The 25,457-nt window shown below is 70.8% G+C and carries 21 protein-coding genes; 8 read left to right on the top strand and 13 right to left on the bottom strand.

The genetic code is table 11. From position 1 onward, the window contains the following. Positions 1-204: 204 nt before the first annotated feature. Genes ACH4ZA_RS22580 through ACH4ZA_RS22570 form a run of 3 tightly spaced genes read right to left on the bottom strand, consistent with a single transcriptional unit; the run spans position 205 to position 1,202 of the window. Positions 205-597, bottom strand: coding sequence for a type II toxin-antitoxin system death-on-curing family toxin (locus ACH4ZA_RS22580; RefSeq protein ID WP_398431142.1), 393 nt, complete (start codon positions 595-597; stop codon positions 205-207). Continuing rightward, positions 594-788 (bottom strand): ribbon-helix-helix protein, CopG family, encoded by a 195-nt coding sequence (locus ACH4ZA_RS22575; RefSeq protein ID WP_007445201.1) that lies wholly within the window; start codon positions 786-788, stop codon positions 594-596. Before ACH4ZA_RS22575 ends, ACH4ZA_RS22580 begins: the two co-directional genes overlap by 4 nt. Positions 789-839: 51 nt before the next feature. Then, positions 840-1,202, bottom strand: a complete 363-nt coding sequence (locus ACH4ZA_RS22570; RefSeq protein ID WP_398431140.1) for a phosphopantetheine-binding protein — start codon at positions 1,200-1,202, stop codon at positions 840-842. Between the two features lie 584 nt (positions 1,203-1,786). Between ACH4ZA_RS22570 and ACH4ZA_RS22565 the strand changes: the two genes are divergently transcribed. Beyond that, complete coding sequence (locus ACH4ZA_RS22565; protein ID WP_398431139.1) at positions 1,787-4,084, top strand: molybdopterin-dependent oxidoreductase; 2,298 nt, start codon at positions 1,787-1,789, stop codon at positions 4,082-4,084. Positions 4,085-4,219: 135 nt separating this feature from the next. After that, complete coding sequence (locus ACH4ZA_RS22560) at positions 4,220-4,771, top strand: EF-hand domain-containing protein (protein ID WP_398431138.1); 552 nt, start codon at positions 4,220-4,222, stop codon at positions 4,769-4,771. A gap of 202 nt (positions 4,772-4,973) precedes the next feature. Here the strand turns inward: ACH4ZA_RS22560 and ACH4ZA_RS22555 are convergent, their stop codons facing one another. From ACH4ZA_RS22555 to ACH4ZA_RS22540, 4 genes are all read right to left on the bottom strand, one after another. Then, on the bottom strand, positions 4,974-5,822 hold the full coding sequence (locus ACH4ZA_RS22555; RefSeq protein ID WP_319281376.1) for an RNA polymerase sigma factor SigF: 849 nt from the start codon (positions 5,820-5,822) through the stop codon (positions 4,974-4,976). A 126-nt stretch (positions 5,823-5,948) separates the two neighbouring features. Beyond that, positions 5,949-6,881, bottom strand: coding sequence for an anti-sigma factor RsbA family regulatory protein (locus ACH4ZA_RS22550; RefSeq protein WP_398431137.1), 933 nt, complete (start codon positions 6,879-6,881; stop codon positions 5,949-5,951). Continuing rightward, positions 6,881-7,237 (bottom strand): STAS domain-containing protein, encoded by a 357-nt coding sequence (locus ACH4ZA_RS22545; RefSeq protein WP_319281378.1) that lies wholly within the window; start codon positions 7,235-7,237, stop codon positions 6,881-6,883. The genes ACH4ZA_RS22550 and ACH4ZA_RS22545 overlap by 1 nt, the downstream gene beginning before the upstream one ends. A gap of 227 nt (positions 7,238-7,464) precedes the next feature. Continuing rightward, positions 7,465-7,872 (bottom strand): ATP-binding protein, encoded by a 408-nt coding sequence (locus ACH4ZA_RS22540; protein ID WP_398431136.1) that lies wholly within the window; start codon positions 7,870-7,872, stop codon positions 7,465-7,467. 266 nt (positions 7,873-8,138) lie between these two features. Between ACH4ZA_RS22540 and ACH4ZA_RS22535 the strand changes: the two genes are divergently transcribed. Further along, positions 8,139-8,669 carry a methanogen output domain 1-containing protein gene (locus tag ACH4ZA_RS22535; RefSeq protein ID WP_398431135.1) on the top strand — a complete coding sequence of 177 codons (531 nt, stop codon included), beginning with the start codon at positions 8,139-8,141 and terminating at the stop codon, positions 8,667-8,669. Further along, positions 8,666-10,246: a SpoIIE family protein phosphatase gene (locus ACH4ZA_RS22530; RefSeq protein ID WP_319281381.1), complete on the top strand. Its 1,581-nt coding sequence runs from the start codon at positions 8,666-8,668 to the stop codon at positions 10,244-10,246. Before ACH4ZA_RS22535 ends, ACH4ZA_RS22530 begins: the two co-directional genes overlap by 4 nt. Before the next feature lie 243 nt (positions 10,247-10,489). Here ACH4ZA_RS22530 and ACH4ZA_RS22525 read toward each other — a convergent pair whose 3' ends face one another. Next, entirely contained in the window at positions 10,490-11,095 is a 606-nt protein-coding gene (locus tag ACH4ZA_RS22525; RefSeq protein ID WP_319281382.1) for a helix-turn-helix transcriptional regulator, read from the bottom strand. Positions 11,096-11,218: 123 nt separating this feature from the next. Here ACH4ZA_RS22525 and ACH4ZA_RS22520 point away from each other — a divergent pair, with 123 nt between their 5' ends. After that, positions 11,219-11,896 carry an ABC transporter ATP-binding protein gene (locus ACH4ZA_RS22520; protein ID WP_398431134.1) on the top strand — a complete coding sequence of 226 codons (678 nt, stop codon included), beginning with the start codon at positions 11,219-11,221 and terminating at the stop codon, positions 11,894-11,896. A 5-nt stretch (positions 11,897-11,901) separates the two neighbouring features. Next, positions 11,902-14,727 carry an FtsX-like permease family protein gene (locus ACH4ZA_RS22515; RefSeq protein ID WP_398431133.1) on the top strand — a complete coding sequence of 942 codons (2,826 nt, stop codon included), beginning with the start codon at positions 11,902-11,904 and terminating at the stop codon, positions 14,725-14,727. Positions 14,728-15,140: 413 nt separating this feature from the next. Here ACH4ZA_RS22515 and ACH4ZA_RS22510 read toward each other — a convergent pair whose 3' ends face one another. From ACH4ZA_RS22510 to ACH4ZA_RS22490, 5 genes are read right to left on the bottom strand one after another with little or no spacing between them, the layout of a single operon-like run. Next, positions 15,141-16,499, bottom strand: a complete 1,359-nt coding sequence (locus ACH4ZA_RS22510) for a TIGR02679 family protein (RefSeq protein WP_398431132.1) — start codon at positions 16,497-16,499, stop codon at positions 15,141-15,143. Continuing rightward, positions 16,490-20,728: a TIGR02680 family protein gene (locus tag ACH4ZA_RS22505; RefSeq protein ID WP_398431131.1), complete on the bottom strand. Its 4,239-nt coding sequence runs from the start codon at positions 20,726-20,728 to the stop codon at positions 16,490-16,492. Before ACH4ZA_RS22505 ends, ACH4ZA_RS22510 begins: the two co-directional genes overlap by 10 nt. Before the next feature lie 8 nt (positions 20,729-20,736). Then, positions 20,737-22,092, bottom strand: a complete 1,356-nt coding sequence (locus tag ACH4ZA_RS22500) for a TIGR02678 family protein (protein WP_398431130.1) — start codon at positions 22,090-22,092, stop codon at positions 20,737-20,739. Then, complete coding sequence (locus tag ACH4ZA_RS22495) at positions 22,089-23,711, bottom strand: TIGR02677 family protein (RefSeq protein WP_398431129.1); 1,623 nt, start codon at positions 23,709-23,711, stop codon at positions 22,089-22,091. The genes ACH4ZA_RS22500 and ACH4ZA_RS22495 overlap by 4 nt, the downstream gene beginning before the upstream one ends. 31 nt (positions 23,712-23,742) lie before the next feature. Then, positions 23,743-24,231: an ATP-binding protein gene (locus ACH4ZA_RS22490; protein WP_398431128.1), complete on the bottom strand. Its 489-nt coding sequence runs from the start codon at positions 24,229-24,231 to the stop codon at positions 23,743-23,745. Between the two features lie 144 nt (positions 24,232-24,375). On the opposite strand from ACH4ZA_RS22490, the gene ACH4ZA_RS22485 reads away from it, so the two are divergent. Both ACH4ZA_RS22485 and ACH4ZA_RS22480 read left to right on the top strand, forming a co-directional pair. After that, positions 24,376-25,245 (top strand): helix-turn-helix domain-containing protein, encoded by an 870-nt coding sequence (locus ACH4ZA_RS22485; protein WP_398431127.1) that lies wholly within the window; start codon positions 24,376-24,378, stop codon positions 25,243-25,245. Next, the gene (locus ACH4ZA_RS22480) at positions 25,242-25,439 is read left to right on the top strand and encodes a DUF397 domain-containing protein (protein ID WP_319280651.1); all 198 of its coding nucleotides are present in this window, start codon (positions 25,242-25,244) and stop codon (positions 25,437-25,439) included. The genes ACH4ZA_RS22485 and ACH4ZA_RS22480 overlap by 4 nt, the downstream gene beginning before the upstream one ends. The last annotated feature ends 18 nt before the right edge of the window (positions 25,440-25,457 follow it).

The raw sequence follows: 25,457 nt of genomic DNA, 5'->3' as shown, positions 1-25,457 counted from the left end.
CTACACGGAAGTCATCCGCCCGCGACCAGTCCGAGCATCCCGAACCCTACGCATACCAGACCCGTGACCAGCAACTTCACGATGCACACTGCTCAATGCCACGACGTCGAACCTCAGGCGTCAGGCGTCAGGCGTCAGGCGTCAGGCGTCAGGCGTCAGGCGTCAGGCGTCAGGCGTCAGGCGTCAGGCGTCAGGCGTCAGGCGTCAGGCGAGGGGGAACCAGGTCGAAAGGCGCTTGGCGATGACCGGTACATCGATGTTGTCCTGTGCGACTTCCTCGACGAACGGGCCGGCAACGGAGACGGCCGGCGGGACGGTACTGGCGCTGACGCCGTTGAACCGCAGGAAGACACGCATGGCGAGCCAGGCGGTGCGCTTGTTGCCGTCGATCAGCGCGTGATTGCGGGCGACGGAGTGCAGCAGTGCCGCAGCCTTCTCGTGCAGCGTGGGATACAACTCGGCTCCGAACACGTTCGTCCGGGGTCGCTCGATCGCCGACACCAGAAGGCCCATGTCACGCACACTGTGCTCGGTGCCGTTGACCGTGCGGGCGATCGCCAGGATCTCGTCGATCTGGATGTAGCGCACGGCCGTCACTTCAGGTAGTCCAGGATCTCCGCATCGCTGTCCATGAGCTCCGCCAGAACGTCGTCGACCTTCAGCTCGGCCCGGTCCTGCGCGTCGCGAATGGCCTCGATGGCAAGTTCCTGCTTGCTGCGTCCCTCCCGGCGAGCCCGCTCGGTGAGCTTCGCGTCAAGGTCGTCGGGGAGCCGGAGTGTCATCGCCATGCAGCCATGATACCGGACTGGTATCAGAGCTGTACGGCGGCTGCGACGAGGTCAGCTCCGCGCGCCACCGGTGGCGGCCGGGGCGTCGGAAGCGGAAGCGATCCGCTCCCTGACCAGCTCGACGAACTGTCGTGCGGAGGAGATCCGGCAGAAATCCCGCACGGCGATCTTCGGTGCACCGCGCTCCTTGACCTCGGCCAGTGCCCGGACGGCCAGGAGCGAGTTGCCGCCCAGCGTGAAGAAGCTGCCCTCAGGGCCCACCCGCGCGCCCAGGCGCCGGCTCCGGATGTCCGGCATGTCCCGCTCCAGCCGGTCGGCGGATCCGGTCCCGACGGGATCCGGGCACTCCGCCACGACCGGCCCGGGTTCCCCCACCCACGAGCGGCTGCGCATCCCGGCTCCCGTGCCGCGCACACGCCCTCCCTCCGGCGCCTTGGTGTGGAGAAGGACGCACCACACAACCTGACGCGTCATCAGAGACGTCGCAAGGGAGGGCGAGGACGTGGTGGCCGGCGTCGGCGAGTTCCTTCGCGGCCGCGTTCAGGGCCGCTTCGTCGATGCGCCCGCGCCGCAGCCGGGAGAGCAACACAGCGGGAGCAGCTGCCGGTCGCCGCAGGTTTCGGCGGTCTGTCCGACGATCTTCAGGTCGTAGGGGCCGGCGAGGAGGACGTAGCCGTCGTTCGCCTGAATCCACAGCTGATAGCCGCCGACGGAAGATCTCGGGACTGGGATGGATACCGTGCCGCCGGTGTCCCGGACGTACTGCCGGCGTATTGCCAGCCCATGACGACACATGCCCCCTGAGGCGAGTCGACGCGGACGGCGCTTCTGTGCGGCCGTTGGAAGGGTCGTGCACGTGCAGGGTTGGGCAGCGGGCCGCACGGGGAGTCTGTGTCCTGCGGCCCGGCAACTGACGTGGAACCACTGTGACATAAGTGGCCCGCTGTCCTAGAGCCGGGCAACTTCAGAGACGGAGTTGATGCATCGTGGAACGACGCATGTCGGTTGCGACGCACTGGGGCAGTTTCGTCGCGGTGGTTGATTCCGGCCGGCTGGTGCGAATCGAGCCGAGGGGCGATGACCCCGCGCCGTCGCCTATCGGACCCGGAATGGTGACAGCCGCCGACGACAGCGCCCGCGTGTTGCGCCCCGCGGTGCGCAAGGGCTGGCTGAACGGCCTGCCTCGCGCCCACGACACGGCCAGGGGCGCGGACGCCTTCGTGGAGGTGAGCTGGGACGACGCGATCACCCTGGTGAGCGAGGAACTGCGCCGAGTGCGTTCACAGCACGGAGACAGCGCCGTGTTCGGCGGATCGTACGGCTGGGCGAGTGCGGGCGCGTTCCACAACGCGCAGGCGCAACTCCACCGGTTCCTGGCGTTGGGCGGGGGATACACCGACTCTCGCAACACGTACAGCACCGCAGCTTTGGAGGTCGTCCTCCCCCATGTGATCGGCGGAGCTCCGTGGAGCTACCAGTCACGGATGCCGATGTGGGACGAGATCGCCGACAACTGTGAGCTTGTGGTGGCGTTCGGAGGGCTGGCCCTCAAGAACAGCCAGATCAATCCCGGCGGACTGGCCAGACACCAGACGCAGGACCTTCAGCGAAAGTGCCGTGCCGCCGGGGTGCGGTTCGTGAACATCAGCCCCATCCGCAGCGACACCGCCGGCTTCCTCGACGCCGAATGGCTGCCCGTCATCCCCAACACGGACACCGCCGCGATGCTCGGCATCGCACACACCATGCTGGTCAACGGCTGGCACGACGAGGACTTCCTTCGCCGTTGCTGTGTCGGGTTCGACCGCTTCGCCTCCTACTTGACCGGCGAATCCGACGGCGTCGCCAAGGATGCCGCCTGGGCAGCGGGGATCACGGGCATGAGCCTGGACACGATCACCGAACTGGCTCGCCGCCTGTCCACGCAACGTTCGCTCATCATGGTCAACTACGCGATTCAACGGGCGGACCACGGCGAACAGCCGATCTGGATGTCGGTCGTGCTGGCTGCCATGGCGGGCTCGATGGGGCGGCCCGGCTGCGGCTGGGGCGCGGGCTACGCGACCATGGACGCGACCGGCGTCGCCCCCGGCCGGCCCTCCGTGGCGTCGATTCCCCGGGTTCCCAACCCTGTCGCGGATTTCATCCCTGTCGCACGGATCGCCGACACCCTGCTGCATCCGGGCAAGACCATCGACTACGACGGCCGGCGCCTGACCTTGCCCGAGCTCCGCCTGATCTACTGGTGCGGAGGGAACCCGTTCCACCACCACCAAGATCTCCACCGCTTGACCCGCGCCTGGCAGACCCCTGACACGGTGGTGGTTCACGAAGCCTGGTGGAACACCACGGCCAAGTTCGCCGACATCGTTCTTCCCGTCGCCACCAGCCTGGAGCGCGACGACTTCGCCGCCGGATTCTCCGACCCCCACCTCGTCGCGATGCCGAAAGTCCGTGAGCCGGCGGCCGAGTCACGCACCGACCACCACATCTTCACCTCCCTGGCCTCCCGGCTCGGATACGAGCGCGAGTTCACGCAGTCACGCTCCGAGATCGAATGGGTCCGGCACCTCTACGAGCAGACGAGGGCCGACCTCGGCGACGACGGGGCCTTGCCGATCTTCGACGACTTCTGGCGAAGCTCCACGGCTGAACTGCCCGCGCTGAGCGGCCCGTTCCCCGGCAGCTTCGAGGCGCTCCGCACAGATCCGCAGCGTTTCCCCCTGACGACCCCGTCGGGCCGGATCGAGATCTTCTCCGAGGAGATCGACTCGTTCGGCTACGACGACTGCACCGGGCATCCGGCGTGGTTCGAACCAGTGGAGTGGCTCCGAGCCGGACTGTCGGACCGATTCCCGCTGCACCTGATCTCGAATCAGCCCGCCTCACGCCTGCACAGCCAGTACGACAACGGCGGCCACAGCCTCAAGTCGAAGATCCACGGCCGTGAGCCCGTGACGATCAACCCCCTGGACGCCGCGTCCCGCGGCATCGAGAACGGCATGATCGTACGCGTCCACAACGACCGCGGCAGCTGCCTGGCGGGCGCGGTCCTGTCGGACGACGTCATGCCAGGCGTCATCCAACTGTCCACCGGAGCATGGTGGGACCCGGCCCAGCCAGGCCGGAGCGGCACCTTGGACCGCCACGGCAATCCGAACACCCTCACGGCCGACCGAGGGTGTTCCCGCCTGTCCCAGGGACCGAGCGCCCACAGTGCGCTCGTCGACGTCGAGCGGTACGACGGCCCCCTTCCGGACGTGCTCGCCTTCACACCACCACACCTCGAACACTGACACTCAGGCTGCCTGCCTCTTCGGGCAGGTCCTTCGAGTTCGCCGTCGTCAAGCGCGCAGCGGGCCGCCCCCGGCAGCCAGAGGCGCCACCCCTCGTTTTGCATTTGCGTAATCAGATGAATACTGTGCGCAGTCGTGACTGCACTTCAAGACCTCAAGTACGGCCAGTGGTTCAGGGGCGCCGACGTCGACGGCGACGGGTTCATCACCCAGCAAGACGTCCGCGCGATGAGCGAGCGCTACATCGCCGCCCGAGACACCGCGCCGGACTCCGCGACCGCCCGCCGACTCATCGAGGGAATGGACGGGTTCTGGACGAACGTGATCGCCCCGATGGACCATGACGGTGACGGGAAGGTCGATCTGCGGGAGATGACCGAAGGCTTCAGGAGCGTCCTGACCGACTCCGCCCTCTATCCGCAGCAAATCGCGCCGGTCACCAACTGCTTCTTCGACCTCGTCGACCTCAACGCCGACGGCAAGATCGACCAGGCCGAGTTCCAGCAGATGTTCGACTCGGTCGCCGGTGTGCCCGGCGAGGACTGCGCCACGGTCTTCGCCGCTCTGGACAGGGACGGCTCCGGTGGGCTGGACCGCGCCGAATTCCACCAAGCCCTCGCCGAGTTCTTCTACGGCAACGACCCGGATGCTCCTGCCAACCACCTCTTCGGCAGGGTCACCGCCTGACAGCCCGGGATCCGACCGCCCACACCACTGCTGTGCGGGCGGTCGGCTTCGAGGCCCCAGGCCACGCAGCCCCTGGCGCGCCCCGTCGCTCGGCGGCCGACTCGTCGTTCCGCCGTACCGGGCCGGCGCCGCCGTTGGGCTCTGCACCGACGGACTGGTCGAGGACGGGCGCCTTGGACCGGCGTCGCTTTTGCCGGTGGTCTCAGCGCTGAGTGAGCATGCCTTCGCGCAGGCGGCCCAGGGTCCGTGCCAGGAGTCGGGAGACGTGCATCTGGGACACGCCCAGGTGTTCGCCGATCTGGGCCTGGGTGAGTTCCTCCACGAACCGCATGTGGATGATCTGCCGGTCTCGCTCGTCGAGTTCGGCGAGGAGCGGGGCGAGGGTGTGGAAGTCCTCCACCAGTTCCAGCGCCTGGTCTTCGGCGCCGATGAAGTCCTGCAGAGCGCTCTCGCCGTCTTCGCTGCCGCCGATCGCGGCGTCCAGGGAGGAGGAGTTGTAGCCGTTGGCGGCAAGCCGGGCTTCCCGTACCTCGTCCTCGGGCAGGCTCATCAGCTCCGACAGTTCCTTGACCGTGGGGGTGCGGCCGAGCCGGCTGCGCAGTTCCTCGGTGGCGCGGGCGAGCTGGACGCGGGCTTCCTGCAGCCGACGCGGCACGTGTACGGCCCAGGTGGTGTCGCGGAAGAACCGCTTGATCTCGCCCACGATGTAGGGGATCGCGAAGGAGGTGAACTCCACTTCGCGCGTCAGCTCGAACCGGTCGATGGCCTTGATCAGGCCGATCATGCCGACCTGGACGATGTCCTCCATCTCCTCTGCGCCACGGCTGCGGAAACGGCCGGCCGCGTACCGGACCAGGGACATGTTCATCTCGATCAGTGTGCTGCGGGCGTAGCTGTACTCGGGCGTGCCCTCCTCCAGGACCGTCAGCTGTTCGAAGAACAGCTTGGAGAGCTGGCGAGCGTCTTTGGGCGCAACCCGGGAGGGGTCGGCGACCTCCGGCAGCTCGCTCGTTCGTGCGTCCAGTGCCGCCGGAATGCTGATGAGCGCCATGCTGTGCCCCTCCCAAAGTTCGAGCCGGCCGCTACGCCTGCAAAAACGGCCGACGGCGCAGCGGGTACCCCGTCTTCCCGCACCTATACCTGTGCTGTGCTGAGCAGGCTCGCTACGTGGTCGTGGTCAGCCGGGCAGGTAACAGCGAATGGTGGTGCCGCCGGGGCCGGTGTGGACACGGACGAGGTCGGCGAGTTGGTGGACCAGCAGGAGTCCGCGGCCGCCGGGCTGCGTGGGATTCGGCGGGCGACGGCCGGCCAGAGGATCGGTCAGCTGTCCGCCGTCGTGGACCTCGCAGACGATGCGGTCGCTCTCGGCCCAGATCCGCAGCGTCCCCGAGCCGGCGCCGTGGACGACGCTGTTGGTGGTCAGCTCGGCCACCGCGAGTTCCAGGTCGCCCAGGCACACGCCGGACACGCCCAGGGCCCGTGCCCGGGACACGGCGAAGTCGCGAGTCTCGGGCAGTGTCGGTGCGGCGAAGGTACAGGCCGCAGCATCGAGTGGAGCGAGCAGGGGCTCGTTGTAGCGAGCAATGATCTCTTCGGGGCTGTAGGCGGTCGATTGCCTCTCGCCGTCGGCGTCGATGACGACCGGGTGGGTCGCCAGGGCGTCACGAAGCGCCTGCTGCCTTAGTTGCCCAGCGTCGTAGGGACAGAGGATGGTCACCGCGCGCCCGGTGAAAGCGGCATTGATCAGCGCCTCGTGCTGGACGCACGCCGGGTACTCGTCGGCGGAACGGCCCTGCCAGATCGGCTCGCCGATGATACGGACCCGACGGGCGCCGGGTTGGGCGTCGGCGAACTTGCGCAGCACGTTGGCGATGATGCGACCCGGGTTGCGGCCGGCCTGGGTCATGTCGATGAAACGGACCTGTGCCGCTCGCTCACCGAGCCCCTCGCGGATCAGCTTCAAACGATCCGGCGGAGCTGCGACGGCTGCGGGCTCACCGGCGTCCAGCCCTTCCCGCAGGAAGGGAACCGTTCCCGCGACGTACTGGTCGGTCCCCTCGTAGAAGAGCGCAGGGTGCACGAACGGCTCGTGCGAGGGCACTGTCGTCATCACGCAGCCACCTCGATCACGGTAAGCCCGGGCCAGAAGAGTTCGAGGATGCGCGGCAGCTGCGCCGGAGGTCGGTGAAGTACGATCCGCTGTCCCTCGGGCAGACGCTGGGCGGTGACCGCAAGGTCTGACACGCCGGCCACATCCACGAAGCGCACCCGGGACAGATCCACGTGATGCACGTCCGTACCACGCTCGACCAGTTGCTGCAGCGCCTGCTGCCAGACCGTCCGTGTGTTCATGCTGATCTCCCCGATCGCCCCCAGCCCCGAACTGTCGGGCAACGGATTGATCTGCAGTACCGCCTCACGTGGCGGCGCGGCGGAGGGCCCGCCCACGCCAGGTGCGACATCCACGCTTTTGCCCCCAGTTCCCCGGGCTCGGCCGCACGGCGGCTCATATCGATCGCCCTGCACGATACCCGGTCAGGCGCGGCGGACGCCCAGTCCGGTCACGCGAGAGAATCGGGCCGAGCCTGACCTGCGCGGGTCCCGATGACGTGAGCTGGTGGAGCTCATGCGACCGAGTACGTGTCCTCTTGTAGCCGCGCCCATGCCAACTCAGGCTCGGCGGGAGGGCGAGCTCAGGGAGCGAGGCTGAGTTCCGCCCAGACCGTATTGCCGGGGTGGCGCGGGGTGACGCCCCAGCGGTGCGCGAGCCGTTCGAGGAGCTGCATGCCGAAGCCGCCGGGCTCGGTGTTCTTGGTGGCACGCATGCGCGGCCAGCGGTCGCTGTCATCGCTGACCGCGATGCGCAGCAGCCGGCCGTTCCAGGTGAGCCGGATCAGGGGTGGGCCGACGCCGTGGCGGATGGCATTGGTGATCAGTTCCGAGACGAGCAGTTCGGCGGTCTGGATCATCCGGTGCTGGTGCAGCGGACCGCCGAAACCTTCCACGCAGTCGCGGACCCAGTGCCGGGCGGCCGCGATGCTCGCCGTAACAGCGGAGAGACGCGACTCGCAGGACGGGAGGATGCTCGGATCGCCGTTCACGAGGTTCCTCCAGCCTTGGTGGCGGGCCTGCTCTGCCGCCGGCTGGCGCTGCGTACAGCCGGTCGCAGTCGCCTGTCGGGTTACCCCTGCCTGCCTGGTGAGCACTGTGTCCGTCGGGTGACGGGCTGATCCTGTGCAGGGTTGATCGCCGCTGTCGACGGGACTGGTGGTGGCGGGCTGGAGTGCGCTGGCAGAATCATTCCCGCACACGACATGAGGCCACGCCGGTCGCGCTGCCACCGGGGCCCGAGGACGAGGGAGCCGGCATGGAACGGATTTCGGCTGTGGAGATTCCGCTGGACCGTGATGTGTTCCTGCGCACTCTGGTGCGTGAGTTGGCGACGTCGCTGGAGTCGGTGATCGGCCTGGAGGAGGCGTCCGGCTACGTCAGCCTGGTGGGGCAGGCCGTCGGCACGCAGATCGACGAGATGTACCTCCAGGCACTGGGAACCGACCGGCTCACGGGTGAGCAGGTCGCCGAGGCGCTGGTGGATCTCAAGCGCCGTATCAAAGGTGACTTCTACGTCATCGAGTACGACGAGACGAAGATCGTGCTGGGCAACCGGGTGTGTCCGTTCGCGGAGAAGGTGGTGGGCCGGGAGTCGATGTGCATGATGACGTCCAACGTCTTCGGCACCGTCGCCGCCCGTAATCTGGGCTACGCGCGCGTGGAGTTGGAGGAGACCATCGCGCGCGGCGACACGGGCTGTCGGGTGGTGGTGCACCTGGTGCCCGACGTGGATGTCGAGACGGTGAGCGGCCGTGAGTACTTCGGCGACCGGGCTGTGGCTCCATGACCCTTGGCCTCTTCCGGGCCATCACCCAACCGCTGCCCCATCCGGTGCTGTTGTGCGGGGCAGACGGCCGCGTGCTGGCCGCCAACCCGGCTGCCCACCGCTGTGACGACCGGCTGCGCCCGGGCGCCAGCGTGTTCGATCTACGGCCGGACGACACCCCGCAGCTGCGTCAGCAGTTGGCGGTGTGGCTGCGCAGCGGCAGTCCCGTGCCCGGCGCGCTGGTCCTCAAGGACGCCGACGGCCGCACGCGGCGCTTCCGCTGTCACGGGGCGCGGGCCACGTGGTGGGACGGCCCGCAGCCGGCCGTGCAGTTGCATCTCGTCGAGGCCGGGGCGTCGGACCGGTTCGTCGTGCTCAGCCAGCAGGTGGAGGCGCTGAACCGGGAGGTGGCCTTCCGCCGGGCCACAGAAGTGGACCGGGCGCGGCTGCTGGCCGCCGAACAGGCCGCCCGTGCCCGGTTGCAGCACCTGTACGACCTGACCGCGGCCCTGGCCGGAGCGATCACTCTCGCGGAGGTCTCCCGCGCTGTCAGCGAGGCGGCGCCGGCAGCCCTGGGGGCCATCGCGGCGGAGCTCTATCTGCACTCGTCACGGCTGGTACCGCCCCTGCAACCGGAGGACAACGGCCTTCCGGTCGGCGCGGGCGGCTGGACCGACCTGGACCGGCCCTCTTCCTCGGACGGCCCGCTCACTCGTGAATCCGCGGACGCGGTTCCCGTGGCCCTGTCCCTGGAGGCGGACGGCGTCCACCTGGGCATGCTGATCGTCTACGGCTCGCTCAGCGCCACCGCCCCCGAGCATGTGACAGCGGTCGCCCAGCAGATCGCCCAGGCTCTGCGCCGGGCCGGGCTGCACGAGCACGAGCACCGGGTCGCCGAACGCCTGCAGCTCAGTCTGCTGCCCCAACTGCCAGAGCTGCCCGGTCTGGAGTCGGCCACCTGCTACGCCCCGGGCAGTGACCTGCTCTCGGTCGGCGGCGACTGGTACGACGTCTACGACGTGGACTCCGATCACATCGGCCTGAGCATCGGCGACGTCGCCGGTCACGGACTGCACGAAGCGACCGTCATGGCACAGATCACCGCCGCCCTGCGCAACATCGTGCCGCGCTGCGGCACCGACCCCACCGCCGTCCTGGACGAGCTCAACACCTTCCTGAGCCGCTATCATCCGAACCGCATGGCCACCGCCTGCTACCTGGTCTTCGATCGCCGGACACGCGCCCTGACCTACGCCAGGGCAGGCCATCCGCCGCCGCTGCTCATCCACTCCGACGGCACCAGCGCCTACCTCGACCACGCCACTTCCCCGCCTCTCGGCCCCGTCCGGAACGTCCGCTACCGTCAGGCCGACACCACCGTGACCGAGACCGACACCCTGCTGCTGTACACCGACGGCCTGATCGAGCGCCGTCGCGAGGACCTCGCCATAGGAATGAAACGGCTGACCGAGTTCGCCCACACCACCAGCAGCCTCAGCATCACCGAGCTGTGCGACCGGTTCCTGCACCACCAGCCCGAAGCGGCGTTCCCCGACGACCGCGCCCTGCTCGCCGCCCGCTTCCCCTCATCCTCCTGAGCGCGCCTCCGCTCAGCGACAGCAGGGCATAGGGGCGCCGAGGACGGCGTGAGCCCGTGGCCACGGCAGGCCGGTGCCTGCCAGTACGAGAACGCTCAGCGCCATCGGAAAGATATGGGCTTGAGCGGGTCTCGGAAAAGGCCAGGTCAGAGGCCATTTATCGACTCGCTGTCCCGCCTGCGGGAGACCAGAGCGTCAAACGAGCGTCACGGTCGACAATCCATTCCCGCGCGCACGGCCCCCTCATCCCGCCCTGCCCCTCGGAGCCTCGTCGGCGTCGCCCCGTACCCGTGAGGGTGAGCGCTCCGGCGCCTGAGCGCTCTGTGCCGTGGCGAGCGGGCCCAGATGCTGTGCGGCGCTGTCCAGCAGTCCGAGGTCGGCCTTGGTGTGCGCGATGGCGGCGTCGATCAGGACGGCGACCAGCGGCTCGTCGGCGTGGGCGCGGCGTTGCTGCGTCAGGCCCGCGAGCTCCGACAGGTACGTCTGCCGCTGCGCCTCGATCAGTGTGGCCAGGGCCTGCGGGCCCAGCGCGACAGCGCCGAGGAGTTTCAGGAACAGCTCGTCGCGAAAGCCGCCGACGCGCACCCAGGCGGTGGTCGCCCACGAGCGCAGCTCGGCATCGCCCGCTTCGGTGAGCGTGTAGAGGTTCTTGTCGGGCCGGTCGGTCTGCGTGACCTGCGAGCGCGAGACATAGCCGTCACGGACCAGCCGTTCGAGGATCTGGTAGAGGTGACCGATGTTCAGGCCACCCCACTGCGGGCCGACGGCCTCCTCGAACCGGGCCTTGAGTTCGTATCCGTGATTCGGTCGCCGGGTCAGCAGCGCGAGCACGGCGTGGTGGAGCGGCATACACGTCCCTTCTACATTGTGACAACATACCCCTGAATTGTCGCAATGCAGGGGCGGCGATGTGCGTGCGCGATGTACGAGGGCGAGGCTGCATCAATGGCTGTGAGCGTGACGTTGCGCGGGGTGAGTCGCAGGTATCCCGGGCTGACCGCTCTGGACGAGATCGATCTGGAGGTCGCAGCCGGCGAGGTGGTGATGCTGACCGGGCCGTCCGGCGCCGGTAAATCCACCGTCCTGCATGTGACGGGCGGCATGGACCAGCCCGACGAGGGGCACATCGAGATCGACGGCACACAACTGACACCCCGGGATCTGGACCGTCACCGGCGGCGTGTCGGCTTCGTCTTCCAGCGCTTCCACCTGCTGCCCGCGCTGACCGCGCTGGACAACGTGCTCGCCCCCGTCCTGCCGCGCAGGGTGGACTTCGACCGGCGTGCGCGCGGCATGGAGCTGCTCGAAGCCGTCGGACTGGAGCAGCGGGCCGACGCCCTGCCCTCGCAGTTGTCGGGCGGCCAGCAGCAACGCGTCGCCGTCGCACGGGCGTTGGTCAACCGGCCGGGACTGTTACTGGCCGACGAGCCCACGGGCAACCTGGACAGCGTCATCGGGCGGGAGATCATCGACCTGCTGATGTCGCTGCGCGAGCGCTACGGGATGACGATGCTGATCGCCACGCACGACGCGGAGGTCGCCGCGGGCGGTGACCGGGTGGTGCGGCTACAGGACGGCAGGATCACCTCGGACCAGCGGATCACACCGTCCGGCGACGTGTTGCACCGGCTGGGGGGCCTGCGGCCGTGATGGCTATGATTCTCGATCAGCTACGGCGGCGACGCGGGCGCGCGCTGGCCCTGGCTGCCGGGATCCTGGTGGCGGCGACCAGTTTCACCCTGCTGACCGCGACGGTGAGCACGAGCCAGGCGACCACCGTGGGCACGGTACGAAAGAACGCACGCTCCGCGTACGACGTCCTGGTACGCCCGCCCGACTCGCAGACGGACGTGGAGCGGCGCAGCGGTCTGGTCACGCCGAACTTCCTGTCCGGTACGTTCGGCGGCATCACCGTCGACCAGTACCGGCGCATCCGCGGCATGGCCGGGGTCGACGTGGCCGCGCCGGTCGCCAACATCGGCTACCTCATGGTGGCGAGCACCGTCACGGTGGACGTGTCCCGCTTCCTGGACGGCAAGGCGTCCCGGCAGATCCTGCGCATCCGACCTACCCTCACCTCCGGACTGGGCAGCTACCGCACCTCGGACGAGTACGTCTACCTCACCCGCTCCCCCCTGACGTCGGCATCGGAGTCGGACGGCCTCTTCGAGTCCGACACCCTGGAGACAGGTGCGGCCGACAAGAGCACCCAGCGGTACCGGATCAAGGGGAAGTACGACGTCTGCTTCTACTTCAACCGGGACAAGACCGAGCAGACCGAGTTCAACCTGGAACTGCCGTTGAAGCCGAACATCATCGCCGAGGACCTCAGGGACAGGTCGCCGTTCGACCCCGACCTGAGTTCGCGGATGAACTGCCAGTCCAGCCAGGACAAGGCCACCATCGACGTTCCGGTCAGTTACCCCGTGCTGCTGTCCGCCATCGACCCGGTGGCCGAGGACCGGCTGGTGGGCCTGGGCGACACCATCGTCTCAGGCCGGATGCTCACCGAGCAGGACAAGCCGTGGAGGGTGTCGGGCGCCAAGAGCGTCCACGGACAGCACGACCGCTACATACCGGCGCTGCTCAGCGACAACCCGCTGACCACCGGCACGCTCGACGCCACCGTCGAGCGGCTCGACGTCGGCGACCCGGCCGTGCTGCCCTCGAAACTGGGCAACCCGACAGCCAACAGCTTCGTCCGAAACCTGCACGGCACGACGGTGGGCAGAACCCGGGTCGACCTGAGCAAGGGCTACCGGAAGGCACTGACCGAGGACTCGTTCGACACCGGCAGCTACTGGACGGTCGGCCCGGTCACCTACCGCCGGACCTCCGACGGCGACCTCGCCGCGCAGCCGCATCCGCCGCAGAAGCCCAGCCTGTGGATCACCAACACGAACCAGCAGCCGTTCCCAGGCGTCCCCGAAGAGAACCACCGGGGCACCCAGTACCGGAAGGTGACCAGTCACGCCTCCACGAACTGCATCGGGCTGGGAACCTGCGACGGCGTGGACTCCGGACGCCTGCCCAATCCCTTCGTCCACCTGGTCGGCCGATACGACACCGGCAGACTGCCCGGCTTCTCACCCCTGTCCGACGCCCCGTTGGAGACCTACCAGACGCCACAGGTCACCGGTGCGGACAGCGCGACCCGAGCGAGGCTCAACGGCAAGCCGCTGCAGCCCGACCGCAACCTGGGCGGCTACGTCAGCCCGCCGCCCACCATGCTGACGACGATGGACTCCATCACCGCGCTCACCAAGAGCCGTCGGGTCCCGAGCCTCCAGGACAAGGCGCCAGTCAGCGCGATCAGGGTCCGGGTGGCCGGAGTGACCGGCGTCGACACCGCCTCCCGGGCGCGGGTGAACGCCGTGGCCGGGGCGATCCGGGCCGCCTACCCCCGGCTCCAGGTCGACGTCACCGTCGGCAGCTCGCCCGCACCGCAGACGGTGGCACTGAGCGCCTCGGCGCAGGTGACGGAGCGTTGGGTCGCCAAGGGCGTGGCACTGCGCATTCTCCGGGCGGTGGACACCAAGAGCGCGGTGCTCTTCGTGCTGGTCCTCGTCGTGTGCGCGCTCTTCCTCGGCCAGGCGGCGCTGGCCTCGGTGCGCTCGCGTCGCATCGAGATCGGCACGCTGCGCTGCCTCGGCTGGAGCGGTGGCGAAGTGCTCCGCCTGGTCCTCGCCGAACTGGCGCTGATCGGCCTCGCCGCCGGAGCCGTGGGCACGGTGCTCGCGTACGTGCTGGGCCGGGTGCTGGGCCAGCCCGAAGCCGGCGCCAAGTCACTCCTCGTGCTCCCGGTGGCGCTCCTCTTGGCCACGGCGGCGGGCCTGATCCCCGCCTTGCTCGCCACCCGGCTGGGACCGATGGAAGCCGTCCGCCCCCCGGTGACGGCGGTCCGCCGCGCGCACCCGGTGCGTTCGGTGGCCGGACTGGCCATGCTCAACCTGCTGCGGGTGCGGGGCCGCACGCTGCTGGGTGCGGCAGGCCTGGCGCTGGGAGTGGCCGCCTTCACTGTGCTGCTCGCCCTGACGCTGGCCTTCCGGGGCGAGGTGGCCGGGTCGCTGCTCGGCAGTGCAGTGGTGGCGCAGGCGCGCGAGGCCGACTACCTCAGCGTCGCCCTCTCCCTGCTGCTGGGCGCCGCCGGCGCCATCGACGTCCTGGTCATCTCGCAGCGCGAACGCGCCGCCGATCTCGCGGTGCTGCAGGCCACCGGCTGGACCAACCGCGAGCTGGCGAAGCTGACCCTCTACGAGGGAATCGGACTGGCTCTGCTGGGCGGCCTGTCCGGTGCGGCGGCCGGTCTGGCCGGGGTGCTGACCCTCGGCCGGGGCGTGCTGCACGGTCACCTGTTCCCGGTCGCCGGCGCCGCACTGCTGGCCACGCTCGCGGCGACCGCCCTGGTGGTGGCGGCTCTGACGGTGCCGATCCGGCGGCTGTCCCGGATCGCCCCCGCCCACATGCTCGCCGCCGACTGAGCCGAGCCGCCGCCACCGCCGGCGGCTTCGCACAGCGGAAGACCGCGGTCGTGTTCACGGGCCGGGGTCTTCCGCTGTCGTCCCGGCCGTCCTGGCAACGGGACACGGGCGGTCCATGACCCGGCGGCGGACTCGGTAGGCGGTGGCCGTGACTGAGCGCATCGGTGAATCCGTTGCCGAGGGGGCGGCCGGCCATGCAGCCGCTTGAACTCACTCGGCCGTTCGAGATCCACGCCGACGCTTACCGAGGGAGGGGAAAGTACCGGTTCAGAGGGCGTTCATCGCTCCTTCGAGTCGGCTGTCGGATCCTGGAGCGTCGAACGAGCGTCATGACTCCCAAGCCGACAGAGCTCTGCTCGCCAATGGCTCGGTCCTCCTCGGGATCTGCGCCCACCGCGTTCTCGAGATGCGGCTCAGCGGGGCCCCGGTCCAAGGTCCGTGAGCAAGTCGTCCAGCACCGTTTCCTCCTCGACCCGGACACCGCACTCGGCGAGAGCGACGGCCAGGGCAGGGTCCCAGGGGGTTGCGGCGGGCCGGCCCGTCAGGTCCGGGGCTTCGGCCACCGCGGTCACTGCCGCCAGGTAGTCGGCCGCCGTGTAGCGCCACGGTCGCCAAGGGACGCTTCGCGCCAGCGCTGCGGCGATCCGCACACCGCCCCAGTCGAAATCGCCGTGGTAGAGGAGGTCGACTCCCCGCCTGGACAGATCGCGCAGCAAGGTGAGCGCCGCGGCGGACGGCTGCCCCTGGAGGCACACCATCGGCGGGCACGCCGGGCCTAGAGCGTCGGCGGCGGCGGACAGCACGGCAGGGTTCTCGCAGATGTGAACGGTTCCCGCAGCCGCGACGGAGGTGACCGGTGATCGACGGGTGAGGGAGCGGAGCGTCAGCACCGCAGGCTCTCCCGCGTCGGCCATCCGGTCGAGTGGTGGACCACCGCGCAGGTTGAGGGTGAGGACGGTCGATGACAGGTCGTCCTTGAGCAGACCCGCCGAGGCCCACGCCTCCCGACGCCACTGCGCACCCGAGCCGTCAGGGTGGCCGGTGAGGCAGCGGATGCCGGACAGCACGAGAGCGGCGAGCGGCGCCCCCTCGTCCAGGGCATGGGCGCCCGCGAGGTTCCGTGCAGCGAACGTCGCCCGCGATGTCGGTGGTGACGCGGGCAGCGCACGCAATGCGCGCACGGCGGCGTCCACCAGAGGGGCCGCGACCTCAGGTGTACGGGCGAGGCGCCGTACGAGACCGTCACGGCGGATCCGCTCGGCCCAGCGGGCCAGCTCCGCGTCGAGGGTGTCGAGCGGGGCGTACGCCTCCTCCCAGGCCCGCTCCTCCCTGCTGCGTGTCTCGGCGCGGAGTACGACCGGGCCGGTGAGGGAGGCCACGGCCGCCGCCAGCCCGGCGGGGCTGACACCGGAGCGACGCAGGATCTCGTCCACGGTGGCGAGACGCATGCCGAGGGAGCCGCCGGCTCGTGGTGCCCGTCCCAACAGGCGTTCGGCGGCGTGCCGTTGGGATTCGTCGGGGTCGGACAAGGTGACGGAGCCGGTGAGCGGCCGGCCGCGGGCCATGCGCTGCCGCACGCGGTCCACGAACCAGGCGAGGCCGGGATCGCCGAGCAGGCGCCCGAGTCGCTCGGCGTCGATGTCGGTCGGGGCTTCTCCCGGCGGCGGCCCGGTGGGCGCCGCGTCGGCGGTGGCGTCCGGCGGTGTCGCGCGTCCGGGCGCCGCCCGGCCTCCGTCGCGATCGGGCGGGGTCGCCGAGTGGTTCACGTCCACAGGGCCCCCTGTCCGCCGGCGCTGTCGACGACGGCGGTCTGCTCCGGCTCACGGGAAGGACTCCCCCGCCCGTGGGGCCGCCCGCCGGAGTCGCCGGCACCGGCAGCCGCCGCGAGCGCGTCCGACCGGGCACCGGGTTCCATCCCGCGCCGCCGTTCGCTGCCGTCCCATTCCCACCGCGTCACCAGTACGGCGTCGATGTCGTCGACGCGGGAAAGCTGGGCGACGGCGATGCCAGGCACCTGGGGGTAGCAGGCCCATTCGCGTTCGCTGGTCATGACGACGTCGAGGTCGAAGGCGCGCAGCAGACCGAGGCACTTGGCGCGCGAGTCGTCGTCGACGCCGGCGAACGCCTCGTCCAGGGTGACCAGGCGCGGGGCGTGCGCGCCGCCCGCGCTCGCGTAGTGCGACGATGCGGCGGCGAACAGGGGCACGGAGGCAGCCAGTACCCGCTCCCCTCCTGAGGCAGGTCCGGTGGCCGGCACCCACTTGCCGTGCTGGTGGCGTTCGACGCCGAACTCGTGCCAGGACCGGTAGTCGAGGGCGGCGGTGAGGTCCTCCAGCCAGCTGCCGCCGCTGTCGTCGGTCTGCCGGTGGGCGATCTGCTCCTGGAGGAACGCGCCGACCGCGGCCCGGTCCTCGGGCGACCAGGCGTCGGCGGACTGACGCAGCCGTTCGCGGGCCTGGGCCAGTCCCTGCGGGGCCCGGCGGGACGCCCTCCACACCAGCCGCAGCTTCATGCCCGTGGAGGTCGGGCGCTCCTCCAGCTCCCTGTTCATGGCGGCCACCTGCCGTTCGGCCGCGCCGATCAGTTCCTGGAGCGTCCCGGCGACCTCGGTGATCAGATGGGTCTGGAGGATCTCACGCTCGCGTGCGGACAGGATGCGGGTCAGTTCCGCGACCTCGACGGCCAGTGCCTCGGCGAGGTCGGGCACGGCCCGTTCCCGGCCCTGGTAGACGATGTCGACCCGCATGCCGTCCTCGCTCGGGCGGGCGGTAGCGGTGTGGCCGTGCCGCGACAACGCGTCCTGGAGCCTGCCGAACTCCTCGCTCAGCCTCTTCTGCACGCGCTCCCAGGCCGCGTCGGTGTCGTCGATCGAGGAAAGCCGTGACTCCACGGCCCGCGCGAGAGCGATGGCGGGGGTCGCCGCCCACGTCCCTCCCCCGTCGTCCGGTACATCGACGTCGGGCAGCGCCACGGCGAGCAGTCCCGTCGCCGCGAACCGCTGGAGTGCCGCGACGGCTTCCTCACGCGCGGCGGTGGCCTCGGTGACGTCCTCGGCGAGCCGCTCGATGCGTCCCTCGGCGCGGCTGGCCCGCCGGTCGGCGTCACCGTGCTCCGCCCGGGCCTGCCGCTGTTCCTGCTCGCAGACCCGGGCCGTCTCGACCGTCTCCTCCAGTTGCCTCTGCAGCTCGGCGACGGCCGCTCCGACGGTGGAGCGGAGCGTCGTGAGGTGTTCGTCCGCCGCCGCGGCCGCCCGGGCCGCCTCCATGGCGCGCTCCACGAGTTCGGACACGAGGCGTTCGGCCCGGTGGGTCTCCTCCCGCTCGCCGGCCACCGCGCGTTGGGCGTCGACGCGTTCGCGCAGTGCGGGCCACAGGGCCGCCAGGAGAGCGGTGTGGTCGGCGAGCGCCTGGCGCACGGCGCCCAGTGCCGGGTGGTCGGTGGGGAGGCTCAGCGCGGCCGCCGTGTCGGCCAGTTCGACCGCCGCGCGCTCGGCCCTCGCCGTCGCCGGAGCGAGTTCCGCGGCCCGTTCGTCCCTCCGGGTGCGGGCTCGACGGACCGCTTCGGTCGCGGCGGTGACGCGGGCGTGGGCGCGCCGCAGGTCGTCGTCGTCCGGCAGTGCGGCGAGTTCGGCGTCCAGCACGGCACGGCGCCCGGCCACGGCGCGGGACTCCTCGGTCAGTCGATCCTGCTCCACCGTCAAGCCGTCGATCTCGGCGTGCAGTTCTCCGATCCGGACGCGACGCGCCTGTTCCCGCGCTCCTTCCCCCACGTACTGGGCGTCGGCCTTGGCCCAGCTTCCGGTGAGCGCCCCGACGCGGAAGCGCCCGTCCGCGCAGACCCAGGTGTCGTGGCCACCGGCCTCCCCCGAGGCCTCGCCGGGCCCGTCGCTGTCGCCCGCGGCCAGCCCGATCGAGGCGAGCAGGCGCGCGACCGTCTCCTCCCCCACAGCTGCGGCCCCCCTGTCCGCGAGGTCGCCCGCCGGGCACAGCGCGCGGTCGAGGCCGCTTCCGCCGAGCAGCCCGACCGGATCGAGCAGCACGTCATGGCCGTCCGCCGCGACCGCGGAGCCGTCCGGCCGCACCCAGGCATCGAGGAGTCCGGACGCCTCCAGCGCGGCTTCCAGTCCCGCGCGATCGGCCTCGGTGAGGTGCGGACGGAAGTCGACCAGCCGCCACAGCGGAGCGCCGGGGCCCCGGTCCCGCACGCCGGGTGTGCGCGTCGGGGGAGCCGTGGGGCCGCGCTCCCCGCCCGTTTCGAGAGCGGCCAGTTCCTCCACCGCCAGCCGCTGCCGCTCCGCCGTCGCCGCCGCGCGGAGAGCCAGTCCGGCCGCCCGGTCGGCCAGGCGGGAGGCGGCGGCGCGATGTGCCTCGCTCGCCGCCGTGCGGGCCGGCAGCGGCCCGTCCAGTGAGCTCGCCCAGTCCTGTACGGCGTCCAGGACCGCGGGCAGTCCGGGCACCCGTAGCTCGACGTACCCGGAAAGACGTTCACGCACGGCTGTGACCAGGGCTCGCCCGGCCAGGGCGACGTCCTCCTGCGCCTCGGCCAGCCTTTCCTCCCCGTGCACGACCTCCTCGTCGGCCTCGTCGACGCGCAGCCGAGCGGCACGGTGCCGTTCCTCGGCCTGCTCGGCCCCCGTGACGAGCTCCGCCACGTGCTCGACGGCGCGCCGTCTGCTCGCGGTCGCCTCATCCGCCTCCCGGCGCAGAACCGAGTCGGGGGCTCCCTCCGTCCTGGGGACGTCGAGCCGGGCGGCCGCAGCGTTCTCGGCCATCCGGTCCCGGATGCCGTCCAGCGTCTCCCGGGCTGCCGTGAGCCGGTTGTCCGCGGTGGCGAGCCGGCCCAGGGCCCGGGTGTGCGCCTCGGCCGCCGTACGCTGGTCCGCCTCGGCCCGCTTCAGCTCTCCGGCCGTGCGGGAGGCGTCGTCCGCCGCCCGGTCGAGCGCGCGGGCGTCGCGCATCTCGGGCCGGGACCGCAGTGCGGCTTCCTGGGCGGCCAGCCGCGCGGCGCGCTCGTCCAGGGCGGCGCCCCTCTCCCCGGCCTCCTCGCGGTCCGCCTCGGCCCGGTCCCGGTCCGCCTGTGCCCTGGCGAGTTCCCGTTGCAGGTTCTCGTACCGGGCGTGTTCGCGGCGGGGCAGCCGGGCGCGGCGCCGGGAGGCGAGGCGGGCGTAGCGCCGGTAGTGGTCGAGGAACGCCGAGGACGCCTGCTCGGCCTCGCGGGCCGCCCGCAGTTCCTCCTTCTCCTCGTCCAGCGACCTGAACGCCTCCGCCGCGTCGGCGACGACCGCCTGGTCCATCGGCGGCAGCGCCTCGGTCAGTGCCCGGGAGAGGGCGGCCTCGCTGGGGCGCTTGGACAGCTGGGGCTGGCGCAGCTGGATCAGGAGGTCGACGAGGGCGCCGTAGCGCCGCTCCCCGAGCCCGAACAGGGCTTCGTCGACCGCCCTGCGGTAGGCCTTCGCCGTGTCGTGGACCATGCCGTGGGCACCGACGGCCTCGGCGAGCCGGTCCCGGGACAGTGCCGTCCCGGTCGCGTCCAGCAGGTCGAGGCCGGCGCCGATCCGCTGGTCGGTGACGGCGTACCAGTGGCGGGCGATGCCGCGTCCGGCGACCGCCTTCAGTCCGCACAGCAGCGTGCGGAAGTGCGCCTCGCCCGTGGTGCCGTCGAGCCGTCCGAACTCGATCCAGGTGTAGCCGAGCCGTTCGGGATGCGGGTGGGCGCCGCCCAGGAGCAGGTTCCACTCCATGCGCTTGCCCGGGTCGCCGTCGGGTTCGACGCGGCGGGCGGACAGGTCGCCGTCCAGGAGGAACGGCAGGGTGAGGGCGAGCACCTTCGACTTGCCGGTGCCGTTGTTGCCGCGCAGCAGCAGCCGGCCGTCGCGGAACCAGAACTCCTCGACGTCGTAGTGGAAGAGATCGACGAGTCCGATGCGCAGGGGTCGCCACCGGCCGGGCGCGGGAGCGGGGAGCGCGGGGCCCGGCGACTCGGGGCGGGAGGGCGCGGTCAAGGAGCGGTTCACCTTTCGTCCTGCACGGGCTGCGCGGGTTGCGCGGGTTGCGCGGGTTGCGCGGGTTGCACGGGCTGCGCGGGTTGCGCGGGTTGCGCGGGTTGCACGGGCTGCGCGGGTTGCGCGGGTTGCGCGGGTTGCGCGGTCGCGGCGGGGGACCGTCGGACACCTCCGGGTTCCCTGACGACGGGCTCGCCGACCGCGTACCGGGCGAGGGCCGGACGCGGTACGACGCCGCGGTCGGTGCGCTCGGCCAGGCCCAGCGCCACCAGCTTGGTCAGCGCCTGCTCGACGAGTTCGGGCTCGGCTCCCGGTTCTCTCGCCGACTTGGACCAGAACCCGCCGTGTTCCACGGCCAGTCCCCGTACGAGGGCCGCCAGCTCCGCCGGGTCGACGGGCTCGGCCGCCCGGGCCAGATGCGCCGCCAGCAACAGGGTGATGTGACCGTGGGTGCCCTGTTCCGGCATGCGCACGTCCGTGAGGTCGTCCACCGGGTCGACCATGGCGATGCCCTCGGCCCGGACCTCCGGGACGAGTCCGGTCAGCTCGTTGATGCGGGCCGTGATGAAGCCGCGCTGCCGGGTGAGGTAGGCCAGTTCGTCGTCGGTCAGGTCGTCGTAGTACAGCACCGGGTCGTCCAGGAGGATGCGGGTCAGTTTCCAGCGGACCGCCCGGAACCTGAGCTCGTCGCTGTCGAGGGCGGCCTGGGCGGTCATCTCCACCAGGCGCTCCTCGAAGCCCTCGGCCTCGACCATGGACGGGCCCCGCAGGGACGCCGGCATCCCGGCCAGCACGCGCCGCCGCACGTCGTACAGGACGTCGCCCGATCCGCTGACGTAGGCGTCCTCCTCGCCGGCCACCCGCCGCAGCACCCCGAGCCGCAGCAGCAGGCGGACGACGGCCGCGAGGTCGAGGCGCTCGTCACGCCGCTCCAGACTGAACGTGATCCCGGCGGCGACGAGTTCGGGATCGGCGGCGGCCAGGACGACCTGCTCGGCGAGGCGTCCGAGGGCCACCTGCGACTCGCCCCGTTCCAGCGCGGCCAGGGCCAGGCAGAGCAGGACGTACCGGCGGCGGGTGAAGGGCAGGGCGCTGCGGCCGGCCTCGCGCGCCGGGTGCGTGGCGTCGGTGAGGGTGCCCGGCGTCTTGCGCAGCCGTGCGGCGTCGGCGTCCGTGCGCAGTGTCCAGCCGACGTTGCGTTCGAACCACTCCCGCAGCTCGGCGGTGTGCCGGCGCACCAGCCGGAACTCGTCGGCGTACGGCCCGTCGGCGGTGAGCAGCGGCTCCTTCAGCAGAGCACGTGCGGCCTTCTGGAGATCGGCCTGCCGCTGGCCGTCGAGGACGTCGGCGAGGGGGCCGTTCATCGGTCCTCCGTGAGCTGGGGCGCGGTGTCCCGTCGCGGGACGGGGACGGGGACGGGGATGGGGGCGGGTGCGGATTCCGGTGCGGCGCGGTCGCCGGGCCCCGACGTGAGGTCGACGATGTCGATCAGATGGTCGGGACCGCTGAACACACCGTCGGCGGTGTGCACTTCGGCCGTCGATCCGTCGTCGAGTGCGGTCAGCCGGATCTCCATCGAACCGTCCCCGCTGGTGGCCGCGGTGGTGGTCGTGCCCGGCCGCCAGGTGGCGAGCGCGTCGCCGAGCAGCCGCAGGAACAACTGGAAGGCGAGCGGGTCGAGTTCGCCGAGCCGGGACAGCCGCACCGGTCCGCCCGTCACGAGGCGGTCCCTGGCCCGCCTGGTCTCCTGCGACTGCCGGGCGGCGACTTCGGCGAGCCTGCGCTTGGCCTCGCTCCGGTCGGCCACCTTGCGCGGCTTGCCGCGTCGCTCGTAACTGCCCGTTCGGCGCAGTTGGGGGCTGATCCGCAACGGCCGCGCCGCGCTCCACCGGGTGGAGGCCGGCTCCGGGGCGACCGCCCGTTCGGCGAGGGTGTCGGCGTCGACGGTGAGGTGCCGGGAGGAGTGCAGCCCGAAGGCCGTCCGCCACAGCCGGTGCCGCGTCTCGTCGTCCGGCGCCTGGGCGAACCAGCGTGCCAGGGTGCGGAAGTCGGCCGAACGGTCCGAGCGTCCGGCCCGCCGCTCGTTGAGCTGCCGTACGACGGCCAGGAGCTGCGGGATCGAGTGGAGCGCCCGCCCGCGCAGCAGCCTGGCCTGCGACTCCCGTCCCTCCCCCGACACGAACCACTCGGCGAGCCCGGACCACCGCGCGGCCCACCGCTCGTACGCCACCGCCTCGGCCCGCTCGGCGTCCTCGGGAGCGGCGTCGGCGGCCTCGCGGGCGGCGGCGCGGCGCAGCAGCGGACCGACTCGCTCCTGCTCCTCCAGCTCCCCGATCAGCAGGGCGATCCGCCCGCCGAGGGTGATGAGGTCCTGGATGAAGCGCTCCAGGTACTGGATCAGCCGGTCCTTGTAGGCGAGGAACGCCTCTACCTCGATGTCGTGCAGGTCGATGGTGCGCTGCAGCGAACCCATGAAGGCACGGGCGTTGTCGGCGAGGTCGGTGAACCGCGCCGTCAGCACGGACAGGGCCACGTATGTCTTGGCCGGGTCCGGCTCGTCCTCCGCGGCGATCACCAGGAGCGCCCGCAGCTGCGTGACGATGTCGTGCAGCGCGACCGCCTGGAGTTGCCCACGCCGCCCCAGCACCTCGTCGTACGTCCCCAGCGCCGCCTCGGCCGCCTCACCGGCCCGGGTGAGCTGGTAGATGAACCGCCTGCGGTAGAAGTCCTCGACCGCGGTCACCCGCGCGTGGTCGGGGTCGGCCCGCAGGTTGCCCCACACCACGAGCTTGTCCAGCGCCTGCGTCACCGCTTCGAGGTCGGCGGGCCGGCTCTCCGCGTCCAGCGCCGCGTACACGTCCTCCGGCCGCAGATGCACCGCGAACCGCTCCTTGGCGGCGAGGAAGGCCCGCATGACCTGACGGTAGAGGAGGGCGTTGGGGGCGGTGAGGTGGGCGAACGGGGCGTAGTCGCTGGAGGTCATCTCGCCACATTCTTCCACCGCGGTCACGGGCTCACCTGGGAGTTGCGAACACGCACTCCGCCCAGACCGTCTTGCCCGGACCTCCGGGCCGGAGGTGCCAGCCCCAGCGGGTGGCGAGCGCCGCGACGAGAAGCAGCCCTCGGCCGCCGTCGTCCTCGGAGCCGGGGGTGGACACCGCTTCCGGTTCGGGCGGCATGCGTTCGGTACGGGTGTCGGTGATTTCGATCCTGACCGTGCGGGCGGGTGCGCTCGCACGGAGGAGCAAATGGAAGTCCCGGCTGGGGACATGGCCGTGCTGTACGGCGTTGGCGGTCAGCTCGCCGAGGACCAGCACGATCTCTTCATGCGGGCCGGTGCCGTACGGGATACCCCAAGTGTCCAGCCGGTGCCCGGCCAGTCGGCGGGCGAGGCGGGCGCCCCGCGGTGTGGAGGTGAAGCGCATCTCGAAGGTGCGGCTCAAGTCATCGCCGAGGCACATGGGTTGCGAGGTGCTGATGAGGCTGGGGAGTTGGCTCGTCATGCCGACAACGGTGTCCCCGGTCGCGTAGCGTGACCAGCCGTGACGCACCGACGCGGCCCGTTGTACGCATCGCGTCGGAACGGGTACGAGGTGCGCGGCGTGACGAGGCCGCCGGGGCTGCGTTGAGCGAGGGAGGCGGTGGCGATGACCGAGGGTACGGACGAGAGGGCCGAGACCGTGCTGGCGGACGACGCGGGACAGGCGACGGCGGACACGTCCGGCCAGGCCGTGGTCATCGCGTTCGGGCACACGATGAAGACACTGCGGGTGCGGGCGGGCCTGGAGCGAGAGGAGTTCGGACGGCGGATCGGATACTCGGCGTCCACGGTCGCGTCGTACGAGCAGGGTCGGCGGATTCCGTCGCCCAGGACCATCGAGCGAGCGGACGAGGTTCTGGACGCGGGCGGGTTGCTGACGGTGTGGAAGGAGCAGGTGGAACGGGCTCAGTATCCGGTGTTCTTCCAGGGGATGGCGAAGCTGGAGAAGGAGGCCCTTGAACTGCTCGCGTACGACACCCACGTTCTCAACGGTCTGCTGCAGACCGAGGAGTACATGAGGGCGGTACTCGACATGCGGCGCCCGGTCCTGGACCAGGAGACCGTCGAGCAGCGTGTGGCGGCCCGGTTGGCCCGGCAGGACATCTTCAGCCGCTGGCCCGCGCCGCTACTGAGCTTCGTGCTCGAAGAGGCGGCATTGCGACACCCCTGGGGAGGCAAGACAGTGCACCGGGGCCAGTTGGAACAGCTGCTTCTGATTGGCGAGAAGCAGAACGTTGAAATGCAAGTCATGCCGACAGACCGCGAGTGCAACGCTGGCGTTGATGGCGCTTTCACGGTAATCACACGCAAGGACGGAATGCGGTTCGTCTATACCGAAGCCCAGGGAACCAGCGCCCTCCAGACCGAGCCGGAGCAGACGACTCTCGCCGCCGCCCGCTATGGGATCATCCGATCGCAGGCTCTCCCCTCGCGAGAGTCGCGCGACTTCGTGGAAAGGTTGCTGAGATCGCTATGAACAGCTCTGAGTCCTCGGCCGTCGAACCCGGTCTCGCTTGGTTCAAGAGCAGCTACAGCGGGGCCGAGGGTGGTCAGTGTGTGGAGGTCGCTGCCGGTAAGGGAGTTGTGCACATCCGTGACTCCAAGGCCGTGGCCGGACTCGTCATCCATGTGTCACGTGAGGCGTGGGCGGGGTTCGTCGGGGAGGCCTGACGGTCGTACGCGAAGCGT

This window comes from Streptomyces sp. NPDC020597 (genome assembly GCF_044335095.1).
Lineage (GTDB): Bacteria > Actinomycetota > Actinomycetes > Streptomycetales > Streptomycetaceae > Streptomyces.
Note: the sequence above shows the minus strand (reverse complement) of the source record. Positions and strands in the feature narration are given on the sequence as shown.

Bases quoted from the DNA above. Each gene is read 5' to 3' on its own strand.
- ACH4ZA_RS22575 (WP_007445201.1), bottom strand. From the start codon at position 788: ATGGCGATGACACTCCGGCTCCCCGACGACCTTGACGCGAAGCTCACC.
- ACH4ZA_RS22565 (WP_398431139.1), top strand. From the start codon at position 1,787: ATGTCGGTTGCGACGCACTGGGGCAGTTTCGTCGCGGTGGTTGATTCC.
- ACH4ZA_RS22555 (WP_319281376.1), bottom strand. From the start codon at position 5,822: ATGGCGCTCATCAGCATTCCGGCGGCACTGGACGCACGAACGAGCGAG.
- ACH4ZA_RS22550 (WP_398431137.1), bottom strand. From the start codon at position 6,881: ATGACGACAGTGCCCTCGCACGAGCCGTTCGTGCACCCTGCGCTCTTC.
- ACH4ZA_RS22535 (WP_398431135.1), top strand. From the start codon at position 8,139: ATGGAACGGATTTCGGCTGTGGAGATTCCGCTGGACCGTGATGTGTTC.
- ACH4ZA_RS22530 (WP_319281381.1), top strand. From the start codon at position 8,666: ATGACCCTTGGCCTCTTCCGGGCCATCACCCAACCGCTGCCCCATCCG.
- ACH4ZA_RS22525 (WP_319281382.1), bottom strand. From the start codon at position 11,095: ATGCCGCTCCACCACGCCGTGCTCGCGCTGCTGACCCGGCGACCGAAT.
- ACH4ZA_RS22515 (WP_398431133.1), top strand. From the start codon at position 11,902: ATGATTCTCGATCAGCTACGGCGGCGACGCGGGCGCGCGCTGGCCCTG.
- ACH4ZA_RS22500 (WP_398431130.1), bottom strand. From the start codon at position 22,092: ATGAACGGCCCCCTCGCCGACGTCCTCGACGGCCAGCGGCAGGCCGAT.
- ACH4ZA_RS22495 (WP_398431129.1), bottom strand. From the start codon at position 23,711: ATGACCTCCAGCGACTACGCCCCGTTCGCCCACCTCACCGCCCCCAAC.
- ACH4ZA_RS22490 (WP_398431128.1), bottom strand. From the start codon at position 24,231: ATGACGAGCCAACTCCCCAGCCTCATCAGCACCTCGCAACCCATGTGC.
- ACH4ZA_RS22485 (WP_398431127.1), top strand. From the start codon at position 24,376: ATGACCGAGGGTACGGACGAGAGGGCCGAGACCGTGCTGGCGGACGAC.
- ACH4ZA_RS22480 (WP_319280651.1), top strand. From the start codon at position 25,242: ATGAACAGCTCTGAGTCCTCGGCCGTCGAACCCGGTCTCGCTTGGTTC.